This window comes from Cohnella thailandensis (genome assembly GCF_014212135.1).
Taxonomy (GTDB): Bacteria; Bacillota; Bacilli; order Paenibacillales; family Paenibacillaceae; genus Cohnella; species Cohnella thailandensis.
Map to the genome: position 1 here is coordinate 51,309 of NZ_JACJVQ010000030.1, position 16,201 is coordinate 67,509.

A 16,201-nucleotide genomic window follows, 5' to 3' on the forward strand; every position below is an offset into this window, starting at 1 on the left:
GGTTGACACTCGGCGCGGAAGGGTGGTAACTTTGTTGGTAGCCGCTAATACCTATTAAGCTGATCAAAATAGTGGAGTTGACCAGATCGACTGGAGACATCTACGGCGCAACGTCGCGTCGGCTGTCTCCTTTTTTGTTGCGGTAAAAAAGAAAGGAATGAGAAGATGGGCAACCCGCGCGAGAAAAGTTGGAAGTTCGATACGTTGCAGGTTCACGCCGGCCAGCAACCCGATCCGGTCACCGGAGCGAGGGCCGTCCCGATTTACCAGAGCAGCTCCTTCACGTTTCGGAGCACGGAGCACGCGCGAGCGTTGCTTAACTTCGAAGAAGAGGGCCATACGTACACCCGGATCGGGAATCCGACGAACGCCGTGCTGGAGGAGCGGATCGCGGCGCTCGAGGGGGGGACCGGCGCGCTCGCCGTCGCTTCCGGATCGGCGGCCGTCACGTATTCCGTCTTCAATATTGCCGGAGCGGGAGACGAGATCGTCGCGGCCAGCACGCTGTACGGAGGGACCTATAACCTGTTCGCGGTAACCCTGCCCAAGCTGGGAATCCGCACGAGGTTCGTCGATCCGGACGAACCGGAGGCGTTCCGGCGGGCGATTACGAGCCGAACGCGAGCCCTGTTTATCGAATCGATAGGCAATCCCGGGCTGAATATTCCGGACATCTCGCGAATCGCCGAGATCGCCCACGAGAACGGCATTCCGCTTATCGTGGACAATACGTTCGGAACGCCTTACCTGATTCGCCCTTTCGAGCACGGAGCCGACATCGTCGTGCATTCCGCGACCAAATACATCGGAGGGCACGGCAACTCGATCGGAGGGCTTATCGTCGACGGCGGTCGGTTCGACTGGACGGGGGGCAAGTTCCCCGGCTTCACCGAACCCGACCCGAGCTACAACGGCATCCGCTACGTCGAGAAATTCAAAGACGCGGCTTACATCGCCAAAGTCCGGGTTCAGTTCCTCCGGGACATCGGCGCGTCGATCAGCCCGTTCAACTCGTTTCTTCTTCTGCAAGGGCTGGAGACGCTGTCCTTGCGGCTGGAGAAGCATCTAGCCAACGCCGCTCAAGTGGTCGATTATTTATCGAAGCATCCGGACGTGGCGTGGGTCAATTACCCCGGGCTTCCCGACAATCCGTATTACGAGCTGTCGCGGAAGTATTTTCCCAAGGGTCCGGGTTCCATCTTCACTTTCGGGCTGCGCGGAGGCTTCGAAGCCGCGAATCGGTTCATCGACGGTCTCGAGCTGTTCTCCCATCTCGCCAACGTAGCGGACGCGAAATCGCTCGTCATCCATCCGGCCAGCACGACTCATGCCCAGCTGTCGCCGGAGCAGCAATCGGCGGGCGGACTGACGCCGGATTTGATCCGTCTCTCCATCGGTCTGGAAGATCCTCAGGATCTTATCGAAGACCTGGAGCAGGCGCTGTCCCGCAGCCGGCAGCCGATCGGAAGAGCCGACGGATAGGAGAGGGAAAAGAAAACCGGGGGGAGCAACGGAAACATGACGGAAATCATCGTGGAGAAAAACGCGGCGGCGCGCATGCGGGACGGCGTTCTGCTTTATGCGGACGTGTACCGGCCGGCGGACGGGAAGCCTCGCCCCGTGCTGCTGTTGCGAACGCCGTACAACAAAGAGGATGCGCAGACGATGAATTACGCGCATCCGAGCTGGTACGCCCGGCACGGCTACGTCGTCGTCGTTCAGGATACCCGGGGGAGATGGAGCTCCGAAGGGGAGTTCGTTCCATACGGGAACGAGGCCGAGGACGGCTACGACACGATCGAGTGGGCGGCGGAGCTGCCGTATTCGGTGCCAAGGGTCGGCATGTACGGATTCTCGTATTGCGGGGCGGTACAATGGCAGGCCGCAACGCTTCGGCCGCCCAGTCTCGCGTGCATCTCGCCCGGCATGATCGGTTCGGATTCGTATCAAGGCAAGTCGTACCGCAACGGCGCGTTCTCGCTCGCGCTTCTGCAGTCCTGGGTGCTGTTTACCGCGCAGGACACGGCCTTGCGGCGAGGGCGAACCGATTGGGCCGCGGAGCTCGGGGATTATTATTCGAATATTCAATCGTTTTACAAGAAGTTGCCGCTGGCATCGCCCCCGGGGCCGATCCGGGAGCTGGCGCCCTATTACGAAGAATGGTTGGAGCATCCGGTCCGATCCGATTATTGGCAGGCGCATTCGCTTCGGGACCGGTACGATGCGATCGAGGTGCCGGCGCTTCACCTCGGAGGCTGGTACGACGTCTTCGTCGACGGGACGATCGAGAACTTCCGCGGCGTCCGCGAGCGGGGAGCGACGGCCGAAGCGAGGGAAGGCCAGCGTCTCGTCGTCGAGCCGTGGTACCACATGCCCTGGTCGAGATATGTCGGGGAGCTGGACTTCGGTCCGAACGCGGCGAACCGGATCGACGAGCTTCAGCTGAGCTGGTTCGATCAATGGCTGAAGAACCGGGAGCCTTATCCCGCGCCCGCTCCGGTCCGTTACTTCCGGATGGGAAGCAACACTTGGCACGACGCGGAGGATTGGCCGCCGAAGGGAACGACCGAACGATCGTATTACCTTCGCAGCGAGTCGAGGGCGAACTCCATCAACGGCGACGGAACGCTGTCGCCGGACAAACCGGGGGACGAGAGTCCCGACGTGTACGTCTATCATCCTTCAATTGCCGTCCCCGCTCTGGGCGGGAGGTCGGGAGCCGTGCCCGACCTGACTCCGATGGGTCCGCGCAATCAGCTGCCCGTCGAGGTGCGGAACGACGTTCTCGTGTACACGACGGCTCCGCTCGCGGAAGAACTCGCGGTCGTCGGAGAGATCTCGCTGGAGCTGTACGCGGCAACGTCGGCGGAGGACACCGACTTCGTCGCCAAGCTGGTGGACGTTTATCCCGACGGCCGAGCCTACAATGTCGCGGAAGGAATCGTAAGGGCAAGCTACCGCGACGGCTTGGCGAAGCGCGTGCCCGTGCCTGCCGGCCAAGTCGTCCGCTATGAGCTGTCGCTCGGTCCGACCGCCATCGCGTTCGGGGCGGGGCACTCGATCCGGCTCGACCTCGCAAGCTCTCTGTTCCCGACGTACGACCGCAACCCCAATCGGCTTATCGATCCGGGGAAGGCAACGGAGGCGGACTTCGTCGCCGCGACGCAGACGGTCTATCACGACCGCGTCCGTCCGTCGCGCTTGCGGCTTCCGGTGGTCACGGGAGAAGGGGGCGCGACAGGGCGATGAAAGTCTCCTTCATCTGGTTCGATTTGGGCTATACCCTCGTTTATCAGGAGCGGGAAGCCGCCTACCGGCGATTTCTCGCCGAAGAAGGCATCGACCTTGGCATCGAGCGGATCCGTCTGGCTTACCATCTGGCCGACAAGCTGTTCATGCGGGAATATCCGGGAGTTCTGGGCAGGGAGGTTCAGACGTTCTATCCCTGGTACATAGGCTGGTTAAACCATTCGCTCGGCCTCAGCTTCGATCTGGATAAGCAATGCCGGTTCCTGCGGGAAAGCCAAGGCAAGCCCGAGCGAACGTGGAAGGCGTTCCCGGAAGCGGCGCGCATCCTGCGCGAGCTGAGGAACCGCTCCTTCGGAGTCGGGCTCATCAGCAATTGGGACTCTTCCGCGAGAGCCGTGCTGGAGAGCGCGGGCTTGCTGAACCTGCTGGATCCGATCGTCGTCTCGTCGGAGGTCGGCGTTTCCAAGCCCGACCCGGAGATTTTCCGGATCGCGCTGGAGCGGGCGGGCGTCCGGGCGGAGGAATGCCTCTACGTCGGAGACAACTATTACGACGACGTCGTCGGCAGCCGGAGAGCGGGAATGGCCAGTTGCCTGATCAACCGGTACGGCACGCAAGGAATCGAAGAAATCGAAGGCGCGAACGTCATTGCGTCCGTCGGCGAACTGCCCGGGCGAATCTTGCCGGCATCGGCCGGATATCCATCTTATAGGGCGAAAGGGAGAATCGTACAATGAGAAAACAAACGAAGACGAAGCGGTGGTCGGCGTTAGCCGCAGCGCTATTGATGGCGGTACTATCCGCGTGCGGCGGAGGCAACGGAAACGGGAACGGAGGAGAAGCGGCAAGCTCCCCTAGCGCCGGCGCGCCTGCGTCGGAGGCCGCTTCCGCGAGTCCATCCGCTTCCGGCGAGCCGTCCGGCGGCAAGAAGCAAGGGGGCAACGTCACCGTCCTGATCCTTCAGGATCTGGACTTCCTCGATCCTCACCAGGCGGTCGCCGCGGGAACGTACGAGGTTCTGTTCAACGTATTCGAAGGCCTCTTGAAGCCCAACGAGAAGGGCGAGCTGCTTCCGGCGATCGCCGAATCTTATACGGTTTCGGACGACGGGCTGAGCTATACGTTCAAGATTCGCGGCGGCGTCAAGTTCCATAACGGCCAGCCGCTGACGTCCGCCGACGTGAAATATTCTTACGCGCGGCTGGCGGGCTTGGACACGGGCAAGCCTCTGCAGGCCACATTCGGCGGAGTCCGATCGGTGGAAGCGCCGGACGATTCGACAGTCGTCATTACGCTTAAGGAGCCCAACTCTTCTTTTCTGACCGCGCTGACGGCCGCCGTCATCCCGAACGGTTATCAGGACAGCAACAAGAACCCGGTCGGCACGGGGCCTTTTAAGTTCAAGGAATATACGCCCGGCCAGCATCTGGTCGTCGAGAAGTTCCCCGATTATTACCAAGCGGGAGTGCCTTCGCTCGACCAGGTGGAGTTCCGCATCGTCTCCGATCCGCAGGCGGGACTGCTCGCCTTGAAATCGGGCGAAATCGACATCTACCCTCGAATCGGCACGGAGCAGCTCGAGCAGGTAGCGTCGGACTTCCAAACGCTCAGCACGCCTCAGAACTTGGTTCAGCTGGTTACGTTCAACATCGACCGCAAGCCGTTCGACGACATCCGGGTGCGCCAGGCGCTCAATTACGCGATCGACAAAGACGAGATCATCCAGGGCGTGGCGCTGGGCAAGGGAACCAAGCTGGGCTCCAACCTGAGCCCGGTGCTGGCGAAGTACTATCAGGAAGGACTGGAAGACAAGTACAAGACGGATCTGGAGAAGGCGAAGAGCCTGCTTAAGGAAGCCGGCTATCCGGACGGCTTCGAGACGACGCTGTCCGTGCCTTCCGTCTACCAATTCCACGTCGATACGGCTCAGGTCATCGCCGCTCAACTGGAGAAGATCGGCGTGAAGGTCAAGCTCGAGCCCGTCGAATGGGCGGTATGGCTGGAGAGAATCTACAAAGGACGCGATTACGATACGACCATCATCGGCCTGGACGGCAAGCTCGACCCTTACCAGATCCTGAACAAGTATCTCTCCGACTCTCCTAACAACTTTTTTAACTATAGCAATCCCGAGTTCGACAGCACGCTCCAAGCGGCGGTGGCCGAGACGGACGACGCCAAGCGGATCGAGCTTTACAAGAAAGCGCAGACCCTGCTTGCCGACGACGCGGCGGCGATCTACATCATGGACCCGAATACCAACGTGGCCCTGAACAAGAAGCTGGCCGGCTATAAGACGTACCCTCTTTACGTTCAAGATCTGTCCAGCGTTTATTTTACGGAGTAACCGGCGCGGTCGCCGGGACGAAAAACGATGAACTACTATTTTAGGCGGCTGTTTACGTTGGCTCTCACGGTCGTTCTCGTGCTCATTCTGACGTTCTCCGTATTCCGGGTCATCCCTGGGGATCCCGCGCTCGCGATTCTCGGCGTCGAAGCGTCGCAGGAGCAAATCGAGATGCTGTCCGAGAAGCTTGGCACGGATAGGCCGATGGCCGTCCAACTGCTGGAATGGTTCCGGGGGGCGGCGACGCTGGACCTCGGGACGTCCCTGCGATATTCGGAGCCGGTGTCCGATCTGATCGCGTCTCGGCTGCCCGTGACCCTGATCCTGGCGCTCGAGTCCGTCGCGATCGTCATCGCGTTCTCCATTCCGCTGGGAATCGCGGCCGCGCGCAGGCCGGGGAAGGCGGCCGATCTGGCCGTCTCCGTCCTGACCCAGCTCGGGCTGGCGGTGCCCTCCTTCTGGATGGGAATTCTGCTGCTTCTTCTTTTCGGGCTTACATTGAACTGGGTGCCCGTCAGCACGTACGTCGGTTGGGACGAGAATCCGTGGCTGGCGCTCCGGTCGACTTTCCTTCCGGCCGCGGCCCTGGCCATCCCGCAGATCGCGATCGTCGTTCGTTACTTGCGCACGTCCCTTCTCGAGCAGCTGAATCTGGATTATGTCCGGACGGCCCGAAGCAAAGGGCTCGGAGACCGGGCGGTGCTCTACGGGCACGCGCTGCGGAATTCGCTGCTGCCGGTAGCGACCGTGATCGGCATCCAGTTCGGAGAGCTGCTCGCCGGAAGCCTGGTCATCGAGCAGGTGTTCTCGCTGCCGGGCTTCGGAAGCCTGCTCATCTCGGCGATCGGCAACCGCGACTATCCGCTCGTCCAAGGGCTGGTCCTGTTCATCGCGGCTTCCGTCATCGTCGTCAACTTCCTGGTCGACCTGTCTTACCGGTGGCTCGATCCGAAGATCAAATTGAGATAGGGGACGGATATGAGACGAAGAATCAATATGACCGTCGGTCTCCTGCTGGTTTCGATGTTGTTTGTCCTTATGCTGGTCAGCTTATTCTACACCCCGTATGAACCGAACGCGATGCGGATCGCCGATCGTCTCTCGGGGCCGAGCGCTTCGCATTGGCTCGGTACGGACAATTTCGGCCGGGATCTGCTCAGCCGCTCGATGGTCGGGACGCAGACCGCGTTCCTCGTCGGGGCAGCCTCGGTGGCGATCGGGGCGGCGGGCGGCCTGTTGGTCGGTTCCTTGGCCGGCTATGCCGGCAAGTGGGCGGATGAGCTGCTGATGAGGGCGACCGACGCTCTGCTCGCTTTTCCGGGAATTCTGCTGGCGCTTCTGCTCGTCTCCGTGTTTCGTCCGTCGCTCCTGCAGACGATCCTGGCGATCGGGATTCTGTTCGTGCCTTCCTTCGCCAGAGTCGTCCGGAGCGGAGTCCTGCAGCAGCGAGAGGCGGATTACGTCCGCGCGGTTCGGGCCTTCGGAGCGGGACACGTCAACGTCTTGTTCGTCCAAATCCTGCCGAACATCGCATCCTCGATCATAACGACGGCCGCGTTAAGCTTCTCGACGGCGATTCTGATCGAAGCGGCGCTCAGCTACCTGGGACTCGGGGTTCAACCTCCCGATCCGAGCTGGGGAAGGATGCTGAACGAGTCGCAGACTTACCTGTCGGCCGCTCCATGGTTTACGCTCGCTCCCGGCGTGCTGATCACGATCAGCGTGCTCGGCTTCAATCTTCTGAGCGACGGCATCCGGGACGCTCGCGACGTCAGGGCATGAGCAAAGGACAAGGGAGGTGACCTCTATGGTTGGAGCGAAGCCGAGCGGCGGCGAAACCGTGCTGGAGGTCCGCGATTTGCGGCTTGAATTGTCGGCCAAGGATGGCGCGAGGCTGCCGGTGCTGGAAGAAGTGTCGCTTAAAGTCGGCCGAGGCGAAATCGTTGGCATCGTCGGCGAGTCCGGCTGCGGCAAAAGCGTGCTGAGCCTGTCCGTTCTCGGGCTGCTGCCGCCCTCGATTCGGGTAGCCGGCGGCGGTATCTACAACGGGGAGCGCAAGGAGCTTCATCGGCTCGGCGAGAAGAGCCTGCAGCGGATTCGGGGGAAAGAAATCGCGATGATCTTCCAGGATCCGATGACCTCGCTCAACCCCGGCATGACGGTGGGCAAACAGGTCGCCGAAGCGATTCGCCTCCATACCGGCGCTTCCAAGCGGGAAGCCGAGGAGAAAACGGTCGGTTTGTTCCGCAAAGTGGGGCTTCCGAGGCCGGAGACGCTCTATCATGAATATCCGCATCGGTTATCGGGCGGCATGAGGCAGCGCGTCATGATCGCCATGGCCGTCTCCTGCCAGCCCGATCTGCTGATCGCGGACGAGCCGACGACGGCTCTTGACGTCACTATTCAAGCGCAAATCTTGAAGCTGATGAAGACATTAAGGGAAGAGGACGGCACATCCATCCTCCTGATCTCGCACGATCTCGGCTTGATCTCCGGGGTTTGCGACCGGATCGCGGTCATGTACGCCGGCCGGATCGTCGAGGAAGGCGCCGCCGCCGAAGTGCTGCGGCATCCCGCCCATCCGTATACGGCGGGCCTGCTCGCTTCGCTTGCGCTGCCGTCCAAGAAGGGAACCCGGCTGCACTCCATACCGGGAAGCGTTCCCGCGCTGCGAGAACGGGGCCCCGGCTGCGCGTTCGCTTCGCGCTGCCCATACGCCGCCGACCGGTGCTTGGCCGAGAAGCCCGCGCTTCGCGGAGTCGCAGGCTCGGCGTTCCCGCGAAGCGCGGCGTGCCACTTGCTGGGCGAGGAAGGAGGTCTCGCGAATGTCGGCTCCTGAAGCGATCCTAGAGCTTCATCATATCGAGAAAAGCTATGCGCCGAAGCGTTGGCTCTCGCGGGGCGAAACGCTCCGGGCCGTCGACGGGGTCTCCTTATCCGTTCGCAAGGGAGAGACGCTCGGCATCGTCGGAGAGAGCGGCTGCGGCAAATCGACCATCGGCCAAATCGCCTCGCTGATGCTTCGGCCTACCGGGGGCAGCGTGGTCTTCAAGGGCGAGGAGCTGGTGCCGGGACGCCGCTCCCCGCGCGATTCGCGCCGCAGCCGGATTCAATACGTGTTCCAGGATCCGTACTCGTCGTTAAATCCGCGATTCACGATCGGACGATTGCTGGAGGAGCCGCTCGCCATCCGGAAGAAAGGGACTCGCCGGGAGCGCAGGCGGGAGGTTCTGCGAATGCTGAGCAGGATAGGGCTCGATCCCGCTTATGCCGACCGCTACCCGCATGAGCTAAGCGGAGGTCAGCGACAGCGCGTCGGCATCGCGAGGGCGCTGATGCCGAGCCCCGAATTGCTCGTGCTCGACGAGCCGGTCTCCGCGCTGGACGTCTCCGTTCAGGCGCAGATCCTGAATCTCCTGAAGGATCTGCAAGCGGAACGTTCGCTGACTTATCTATTTATTTCGCACGATCTCAACGTCGTGCATTATATGAGCGACCGGGTGGCCGTCATGTATCTAGGAAGGATCGTGGAGCTGGCGGAGGTGGGCGAGCTGTACGACGGGCCGCTTCATCCTTACACCCGAGCGCTCGTGGACGCGATTCCGGACGAGCCCGGCACGACGCCCAGGGAGGCGGAGATCATCGAGGGGGAGCTGCCGGATCCGCGGCAGCTTGCCGGAGGCTGCGCTTTCCGCGCCCGATGCCCGTTCGCCCACGAGCGATGCGGCCGTCAGCCTCTGCTGGAAGAGGTGAAGCCCGGCCATTACGTCGCCTGTCATTTGCTCGAGCCGGATCGCGATTGAATCCCATAGGATGCGATGGATCGGTAAAAACCGGAGGCAGCATGACCCTTGAAGGGGATGCCGGCCTCCGGTTTTTGCTTATGCGACATCCTTCATCCCTTGACGGCGGAAGGCGGAAACCCCTTGATCGACTTGAAAACGTTGCTGAAATACGAGACGTCGCGGAAGCCGCACCGGTCGGCGATCTGGGTCACGGTGAACCCGCCGGTCGACAGCAGCATCTCCGCGTGGTTGATCCGGATCTGGTTGACGTATTCCTTAAACGAATGGCCGATGGTTTTCTTGAACAGTTTGCCCAGATAAACCGAATGAAGGTTCACGAGCTTGGCCATGTCGGACAGATGCAGCTCCTCCGGATAATGCTCGCTCACGTACTCCAGCACTTTGTTGATCCGCGCGTCGGCAGGGGAAGGGGCGTCGTACCGATAGGACATGACCAGCAACCGGTGCAGAATGAACAGGAACAGCGCTCGGGCCGGCATGACGTAGCCGGGCGGCTTGCCCATCCATACTTGCGCGAACTGTTTCATATAGCCATAGAGCTCGTTCGTGACGACGTTCTTGGTAACGGTTTGGAAAGGGAGAGGCTCCGAGCTTCCGGGCAGCCAATTGAAGTTGAACGCGTAGGAGTGCATCGGATCGTCCTTGAACGTATAGGCCTCCCTGACGCTGCCCATCGGGACGTAGATCATGTCGCCGGCCCGGGCCTCGTAGTCGACTCCGTTGACGCGGTAGACCGACCGGCCTTCGACGACGAACGTCAGGTCGTGAAAGTCGATCCTCTGCTTGACGATCTCCCAATCGGGAAAACACCGCCTGTCCACGAAATAAACGATGTCCGGTACGCAATTCTGCAGCCGCTCGATATCCATGTCGGGAACCGTCCTCGCAATCATGTTTAATAATTACAACTCTAAGTCTAGTTTCTCCATAGCTGATTGTAAACGATGAATCCTATACTTAATCCTATAGTCGTTTAATAATTGCAAACTCCATGGAGGGGACTTATCGTGGCGAATGACAATCAGTCGAACGGGGGAACGTTCCGCCGAGGCGGGGAACCGGCAGGCGAAGCTTATAAGGCTTGGCTTCGGTATGCCAGGCTGGATAGGGAGTTCATCGAAGGGAACGGATATGCTTCTTGGTGCGGAACCGTCGTGACCGCATCCGCTGAGGACGCGGCCCTGCTCGCGACGGCGCGCAGGGAGCTCGCGGAGGGAATCGAGTCGATGCTCGGCCGCAGGCCGCAAGAGAGCGGCAATGCCGACGAAGGAAGCTTCCTTCTGATCGGCACGCTGGGCAGCGCCGAGCTTCAAGGCTTGACGGACGCAGCCGAGAGGGAGGCAATCGGAGACGAGGGCTACATCCTGCGCGCGTTCGAACAGCCGATGCGGCGCTTTATCGCCATCGGAGGCAATACGGATAAGGGCGTTCTATACGGGGCGTTTCATTTGTTAAGGCTGCTTCAGACCGGACAGCCGATCCGCGATCTGAACGTCGTCGATCGTCCGGCCTCGAAGCTAAGAATGATAGATCATTGGGACAACATGGACGGCAGCGTGGAGAGAGGCTATGCGGGGCGGTCGATCTTCTTCCGGGAGGGGGATTTTCTCGGCGATTGGGATCGCGTTCGGGATTACGCCCGCCTGATGGCGGCCGTCGGGCTGAACGCGGTCGCCATCAACAACGTGAACGTCCACGAGACGGAGACCCGGCTGATCGCTCCCGAGCTGCTCCCCTCCGTGGCTCGCGCGGCGAGCGTTTTCCGGGAGTACGGCATCCGGCTGTACCTCAGCGTCAACTTCGCCAGCCCGATCCAGCTCGGGGGGCTGACGACGGCCGACCCGCTGGACCCGCGGGTTCGGGAGTGGTGGGCGGAGAGGACGGCCGACGTATACCGGCACGTTCCGGACTTCGGCGGCTACCTCGTCAAGGCCGATTCGGAATTCCGGCCGGGGCCGTTCACGTACGGACGCGACCACGCGGACGGAGCGAACCTGCTGGCCGAAGCGCTCCGGCCGCACGGCGGAATCGTCATTTGGCGCTGCTTCGTCTACGATTGCCAGCAGGATTGGCGCGATCGCAAGACCGACCGGGCCCGGGCGGCCTACGACCACTTCCGGCCGCTGGACGGGAAGTTCGACGAGAACGTCATTCTTCAAATCAAGAACGGGCCGATGGACTTCCAGGTGAGAGAGCCCGTATCCCCTCTGTTCGGCGGGCTGCAGCGGACGAACCAGGTGCTCGAGCTGCAGATCACGCAGGAATATACCGGCCAGCAGAGGCATCTATGCTACCTCGTTCCCCAGTGGAAGGAAGCGATCGACTTCGATACTTATGCGAAGGGCCCCGGTTCCACCGTAGCGAAGGCTGCGACCGGCGAGCTGTTCGACCGGCCGCTCGGAGGCTTCGCCGCCGTCTCCAACATAGGGGACGACGGCAATTGGACCGGCCATCCGCTCGCCCAAGCCAACTTCTACGGGTTTGGCCGGTTGGCCTGGCGGCCGGAGCTCTCTGCGGAACAAATCGCCGACGAATGGGTAAGGCTTACGTTCGGCAGCGATCCGGACGTCGTCGCGACGATCGGCCGCATGCTTCTGGATTCGTGGCCGATCTACGAGAAATACACGTCGCCGCTAGGCGTCGGCTGGATGGTCAATCCGAACCATCATTACGGTCCGAACGTCGACGGCTACGAATACTCCATGTGGGGGACTTATCATTACGCGGACTGCCATGGAATCGGAGTCGACCGCACCGTCCGCACGGGAACGGGCTATGCCGGACAGTACCACGACGCGCCCGCCGCCATGTACGAGTCCGCTGAGAGCTGCCCGGACGAGCTGCTGCTTTTTTTCCACCACCTCCCATACAGCCACGTGCTGAAATCCGGCCGAACGATCATCCAGCATATCTACGACACGCACTTCGAAGGAGCCGAGCAGGCCGAAGGGCTTGTCGAGACTTGGCGCAGGCTTAGCGGGAAGATCGATGCCGAGCGCTACGAGAGCGTTCTAAGCCGGCTGGAGCAGCAAGCGAAGCACGCGGCCGAATGGCGGGACGTCGTCAATACGTATTTCTGCCGCAAGTCCGGCATTCCCGACGCGCATGGACGGCAAATCTATTAAGGCCGAGAGGTGGAATCGTTGAACGAGAAGCTGCTTTTCAATGACGGGTGGGAGTTCGCCAAAAGCGGACTCGGGCAGGAGGATTGGGCTGAGCTAAGCTTCGAGCCGGTCGATCTGCCGCACGATTGGCTCATTTACGACACGCTTAACCTGTACGAGAACGGCATCGGATGGTATCGCAAGCGGTTCTCTTATCATTCGACAGCCGAGCGGGCGCTCCTGATGTTCGACGGGGTCTACATGGACTCGTCCTTATACGTGAACGGTAATTTCGTCGGCGAATGGAAGTACGGATACTCCTCCTTCGAGCATGAGATCACGGACGCCCTTCGGCCGGGGGAGAACGAGATCGTCGTGAAGGTCGTCCACCAAAGCCCGAACAGCCGTTGGTACTCGGGCGCCGGCATCTATCGCAACGTCTGGCTGAAAACGCGGGGATGCAATCATCTGGGTACGGACGGCGTCTATGCGAGCGTTAAAAGGGAGAACGGCGACTGGGCGGTAGAGATCGAGACGGAGTTGAACGCCCAAGAGGACGTTGTGCTCTCCCAGACGGTTCTGCAAGACGATTCCATCATCGCTTCCGTCTCGACCCGGATCGCCGGAGGGTGCCTGGCCGAGAATCCCGTCTGCCAGAAGCTCGAGGTCCGCAACCCTCTCTTGTGGAGCCCGGAGGAGCCGAGCCTCTACCGGCTGGTCACTCGGCTGCGGCTCGCTTCTTCGGAGGGCGGCGAGGGAATCCTCGAGACCGTATCCCGGAACATCGGCTTTCGAGAGATCGAGCTCGACCCGGAGCGGGGGCTGATCTTAAACGGCGTTCGCCTGAAAATCAACGGGGTGTGCGAGCACCACGACCTCGGGGCGCTCGGAGCGGCGTTCAGCAAGGAGGCGCTGAGAAGAAGGCTCTCCATCCTGAAGGAGATGGGCGCCAACGGCATAAGGACGGCCCACAACATGCCGGCGCCGGAGCTGATGGACCTGGCGGACGAGATGGGCTTCCTGATCGTGTCGGAGGCGTTCGACATGTGGGAGAGGCCGAAAACTCCTTACGACTACGCCCGTTTCTTCAAGGAATGGGCCGCCGCCGACGTCAGAAGCTGGGTCCGCCGCGACCGGAACCATCCGAGCCTGCTGTTGTGGAGCATCGGCAACGAGATCTACGACACCCATGCGGACGAGAGAGGGCAGGAGATCACGCGAATGCTGGCGGAGGAAGTGCGGAAGCACGATCCGAAGGGCAACGCGCGTGTCACCATCGGCTCGAATTACATGCCATGGGAGAACGCCCGCCGATGCGCCGACATCGTCAAGATCGCGGGCTACAATTACGCCGAGAAGTATTATCGCCAGCATCGCGAGGAGCACCCGGATTGGGTCATCTACGGAAGCGAGACGGCCTCGGTCGTGCAGAGCCGGGGCGTGTATCGGTTTCCGTTCGAGAAGCCGATCCTGACCGACGACGACGAGCAGTGCTCCGCTCTCGGGAACAGCCCAACCAGCTGGGGAGCCAAGTCGGCGGAAGCCTGCATCATCGCGGAGAGGGATACCCCGTTTTCTCTCGGCCAGTTCCTGTGGACCGGGTTCGACTACATCGGAGAGCCGACTCCCTACCATACGAAAAACTCCTACTTCGGCCAAATCGACACGGCCACGTTCAAGAAGGACTCGTACTATATCTATCAAGCGGCATGGACGGATTGCCGGACCCGGCCGATGGTGCACCTGTTCCCTTATTGGGATTTTAACCCCGGCCAGATGATCGACGTCCGCGTGTGCACGAACGCTCCGAAGGTCGAATTGTTCGTGAACGGGCGCTCCATGGGCGTTCAGGAGCTGGACCATAAGAGGGGGACGCAGCTCGTCGGCTGGTGGAAGGTCCCGTATGAAGAAGGCTTCATCCAGGCGATCGCTTATGACGAGAACGGCGCCGTCATCGCGACGGACGCGAGAAAATCGTTCGGAGACGCGGCTAGCATTCGTTTGAGGACGGATAAGGACCGTCTGACCGCGAACGGGACGGATCTGATCTTCGTCGAGATCGGCATGGAGGACAAGGACGGGCATCCCGTGGAGAACGCGAACAACCGGGTGCGGGTCGAGGTGACGGGCGAGGCTCGGCTGGTGGGGTTGGATAACGGCGACAGCACGGACTACGACCCTTATAAGGGAATGAGCCGCAGGCTGTTCGGCGGCAAGCTGATGGCCGTCGTGGCGGCGACGCTTACGCCCGGCAAGGCGAGGATCGAGGTGTCCTCCGCCGGCATGAGGAAGGCCGCGTTGGAATTCGAGACGGTTCGGGCCGACGACCCCGGGGCGCTGAAGGGAATAGCCGCGAGCGCGCGAAATCGGGAGCTTCCCGTCGCGACTGGAACGAGCAAGGAAATCCCTCTTAGGAAAATGGAGATCGCCAGCCCGTCCGGCCAAAAGCTTCATGCGTCGCTGCGAGAGGTGACGGCAACGGTTGCGTTATTCCCCGCGGATTGCTCCTATCGCGAAGTGGAGTGGAGCGTCGTGGGCGAGTCGGGAATCGTCTCCAACATCGCCAAGGTAGAAGCCGACGGGCTGGATGCGAAGGTCACCGCCCTCGGAGACGGAGAGTTCCGGCTTCGGTGCACGAGCCGGAACGGCACCGCCAAGACGAAGCTGATCTCCCAGCTCGAATTCCGGGTTAGCGGCATCGGCACCGCTTATAAGGACCCGTACGGGTTCATCTCCGCCGGGTTGTACGATTACAGCAAAGGCGAAGTCGGCAGCGGCAACGAGAGAGGCGTGGCGACGAGCCGGGACGGTGAGACGCAGGTGGGATTCCGGAACATCGACTTCGGGCCTTACGGCTCGGACGCGATCACGATTCCGATCTTCGCCTTGTCGAGCGAGGAGTACCCGCTTCAGATCTGGGAAGGGATGCCGGACGAGGAGGGCAGCGTCCTTCTGGCCGACGTCGTCTACCGGAAGCCCTCCCGCTGGAACGTGTACCAGGAGGAGACGTACCGCTTGTCCAAGCGTCTCCGCGGGCTGAGCTCGATCTGCTTCGTTCTTCGTCAGAAGGTGCATATCAAGGGCTTCTCGTTCGCGAGACCGAACCGGGCTCTGGAGCGGCTTCACGCGGCGGACGGCGACCGCATCTACGGGGATGCGTATGCGATTGAAGAAACCCGAGTCGTAGGCATCGGGAATAACGTCTCCCTGGAATTCGACCGGTTGGACTTCGGAAGCGAGGGGGTTACCCGTCTTGCGGTCTATGGCCGATCGGAGATCGATCGGAATACGATCCGCATTCGCTTCGAGAGCGTGGAGGGCAAGAAAGCGGGCGCGAGCGCCGGCGAGAATGCAGCCGCGGGACAGGGAGCAGATGAACTTGTCCAAATCATCGAATTCGCGTCGACGGACGGCTACGAGGAGCGAGTGTTTGACCTGGAAAGAGTGGCCGGGCTACGGAAGGTCACGTTCCTCTTCCTGCCGGGAAGCCGCTTCGACTTCGGCTGGTTCCGGTTTATTCGGTGAGCGGGGGGCATGAACATGAAAAATCATGTTCAATAGGCACCGATTCGGCCATATCGCAGAAATGTACATGAAAAATCATGCTCATAAGCTTCCGATTCGACCAAAATGCTGAAATAAACATGAAATATCATGTTTGTTAGCGCAGAATCAGTAGAGTCCATATAATTGTG

The 16,201-nt window shown here is 61.2% G+C and carries 11 protein-coding genes; 10 read left to right on the top strand and 1 reads right to left on the bottom strand.

The window, feature by feature from the left end; translation table 11 throughout:
• Positions 1 to 165: 165 nt before the first annotated feature.
• The 8 genes from H7B67_RS29285 to H7B67_RS29320 are packed head-to-tail and all read left to right on the top strand — an operon-like array spanning position 166 to position 9,399.
• Positions 166 to 1,482 (top strand): O-acetylhomoserine aminocarboxypropyltransferase/cysteine synthase family protein, encoded by a 1,317-nt coding sequence (locus H7B67_RS29285; RefSeq protein ID WP_185123447.1) that lies wholly within the window; start codon positions 166 to 168, stop codon positions 1,480 to 1,482.
• A 36-nt stretch (positions 1,483 to 1,518) separates the two neighbouring features.
• Complete coding sequence (locus tag H7B67_RS29290; RefSeq protein ID WP_185123448.1) at positions 1,519 to 3,249, top strand: CocE/NonD family hydrolase; 1,731 nt, start codon at positions 1,519 to 1,521, stop codon at positions 3,247 to 3,249.
• Positions 3,246 to 3,986, top strand: coding sequence for an HAD family hydrolase (locus H7B67_RS29295; protein ID WP_185123449.1), 741 nt, complete (start codon positions 3,246 to 3,248; stop codon positions 3,984 to 3,986). The genes H7B67_RS29290 and H7B67_RS29295 overlap by 4 nt, the downstream gene beginning before the upstream one ends.
• A complete protein-coding gene (locus tag H7B67_RS29300) occupies positions 3,983 to 5,596 on the top strand; it encodes an ABC transporter substrate-binding protein (protein WP_245364130.1) in 1,614 nt (537 codons plus the stop codon). Before H7B67_RS29295 ends, H7B67_RS29300 begins: the two co-directional genes overlap by 4 nt.
• 27 nt (positions 5,597 to 5,623) lie before the next feature.
• A complete protein-coding gene (locus tag H7B67_RS29305) occupies positions 5,624 to 6,565 on the top strand; it encodes an ABC transporter permease (RefSeq protein WP_185123450.1) in 942 nt (313 codons plus the stop codon).
• Between the two features lie 9 nt (positions 6,566 to 6,574).
• Positions 6,575 to 7,378 carry an ABC transporter permease gene (locus tag H7B67_RS29310; RefSeq protein WP_185123451.1) on the top strand — a complete coding sequence of 268 codons (804 nt, stop codon included), beginning with the start codon at positions 6,575 to 6,577 and terminating at the stop codon, positions 7,376 to 7,378.
• A gap of 25 nt (positions 7,379 to 7,403) precedes the next feature.
• Positions 7,404 to 8,435 (top strand): ABC transporter ATP-binding protein, encoded by a 1,032-nt coding sequence (locus H7B67_RS29315; protein ID WP_185123452.1) that lies wholly within the window; start codon positions 7,404 to 7,406, stop codon positions 8,433 to 8,435.
• On the top strand, positions 8,422 to 9,399 hold the full coding sequence (locus H7B67_RS29320; protein ID WP_185123453.1) for an ABC transporter ATP-binding protein: 978 nt from the start codon (positions 8,422 to 8,424) through the stop codon (positions 9,397 to 9,399). The genes H7B67_RS29315 and H7B67_RS29320 overlap by 14 nt, the downstream gene beginning before the upstream one ends.
• A gap of 92 nt (positions 9,400 to 9,491) precedes the next feature.
• On the opposite strand, the gene H7B67_RS29325 is transcribed toward H7B67_RS29320, so the two are convergent.
• The gene (locus H7B67_RS29325) at positions 9,492 to 10,271 is read right to left on the bottom strand and encodes an AraC family transcriptional regulator (protein WP_185123454.1); all 780 of its coding nucleotides are present in this window, start codon (positions 10,269 to 10,271) and stop codon (positions 9,492 to 9,494) included.
• A gap of 138 nt (positions 10,272 to 10,409) precedes the next feature.
• Between H7B67_RS29325 and H7B67_RS29330 the strand changes: the two genes are divergently transcribed.
• Together H7B67_RS29330 and H7B67_RS29335 are read left to right on the top strand one after the other, a co-directional pair.
• Entirely contained in the window at positions 10,410 to 12,527 is a 2,118-nt protein-coding gene (locus tag H7B67_RS29330) for an alpha-glucuronidase family glycosyl hydrolase (protein ID WP_185123455.1), read from the top strand.
• A gap of 18 nt (positions 12,528 to 12,545) precedes the next feature.
• Positions 12,546 to 16,031 carry a glycoside hydrolase family 2 TIM barrel-domain containing protein gene (locus H7B67_RS29335; protein ID WP_185123456.1) on the top strand — a complete coding sequence of 1,162 codons (3,486 nt, stop codon included), beginning with the start codon at positions 12,546 to 12,548 and terminating at the stop codon, positions 16,029 to 16,031.
• Positions 16,032 to 16,201 lie beyond the last annotated feature (170 nt).

Bases quoted from the DNA above. Each gene is read 5' to 3' on its own strand.
- H7B67_RS29285 (WP_185123447.1), top strand. From the start codon at position 166: ATGGGCAACCCGCGCGAGAAAAGTTGGAAGTTCGATACGTTGCAGGTT.
- H7B67_RS29290 (WP_185123448.1), top strand. From the start codon at position 1,519: ATGACGGAAATCATCGTGGAGAAAAACGCGGCGGCGCGCATGCGGGAC.
- H7B67_RS29295 (WP_185123449.1), top strand. From the start codon at position 3,246: ATGAAAGTCTCCTTCATCTGGTTCGATTTGGGCTATACCCTCGTTTAT.
- H7B67_RS29300 (WP_245364130.1), top strand. From the start codon at position 3,983: ATGAGAAAACAAACGAAGACGAAGCGGTGGTCGGCGTTAGCCGCAGCG.
- H7B67_RS29305 (WP_185123450.1), top strand. From the start codon at position 5,624: ATGAACTACTATTTTAGGCGGCTGTTTACGTTGGCTCTCACGGTCGTT.
- H7B67_RS29310 (WP_185123451.1), top strand. From the start codon at position 6,575: ATGAGACGAAGAATCAATATGACCGTCGGTCTCCTGCTGGTTTCGATG.
- H7B67_RS29315 (WP_185123452.1), top strand. From the start codon at position 7,404: ATGGTTGGAGCGAAGCCGAGCGGCGGCGAAACCGTGCTGGAGGTCCGC.
- H7B67_RS29320 (WP_185123453.1), top strand. From the start codon at position 8,422: ATGTCGGCTCCTGAAGCGATCCTAGAGCTTCATCATATCGAGAAAAGC.
- H7B67_RS29325 (WP_185123454.1), bottom strand. From the start codon at position 10,271: ATGGATATCGAGCGGCTGCAGAATTGCGTACCGGACATCGTTTATTTC.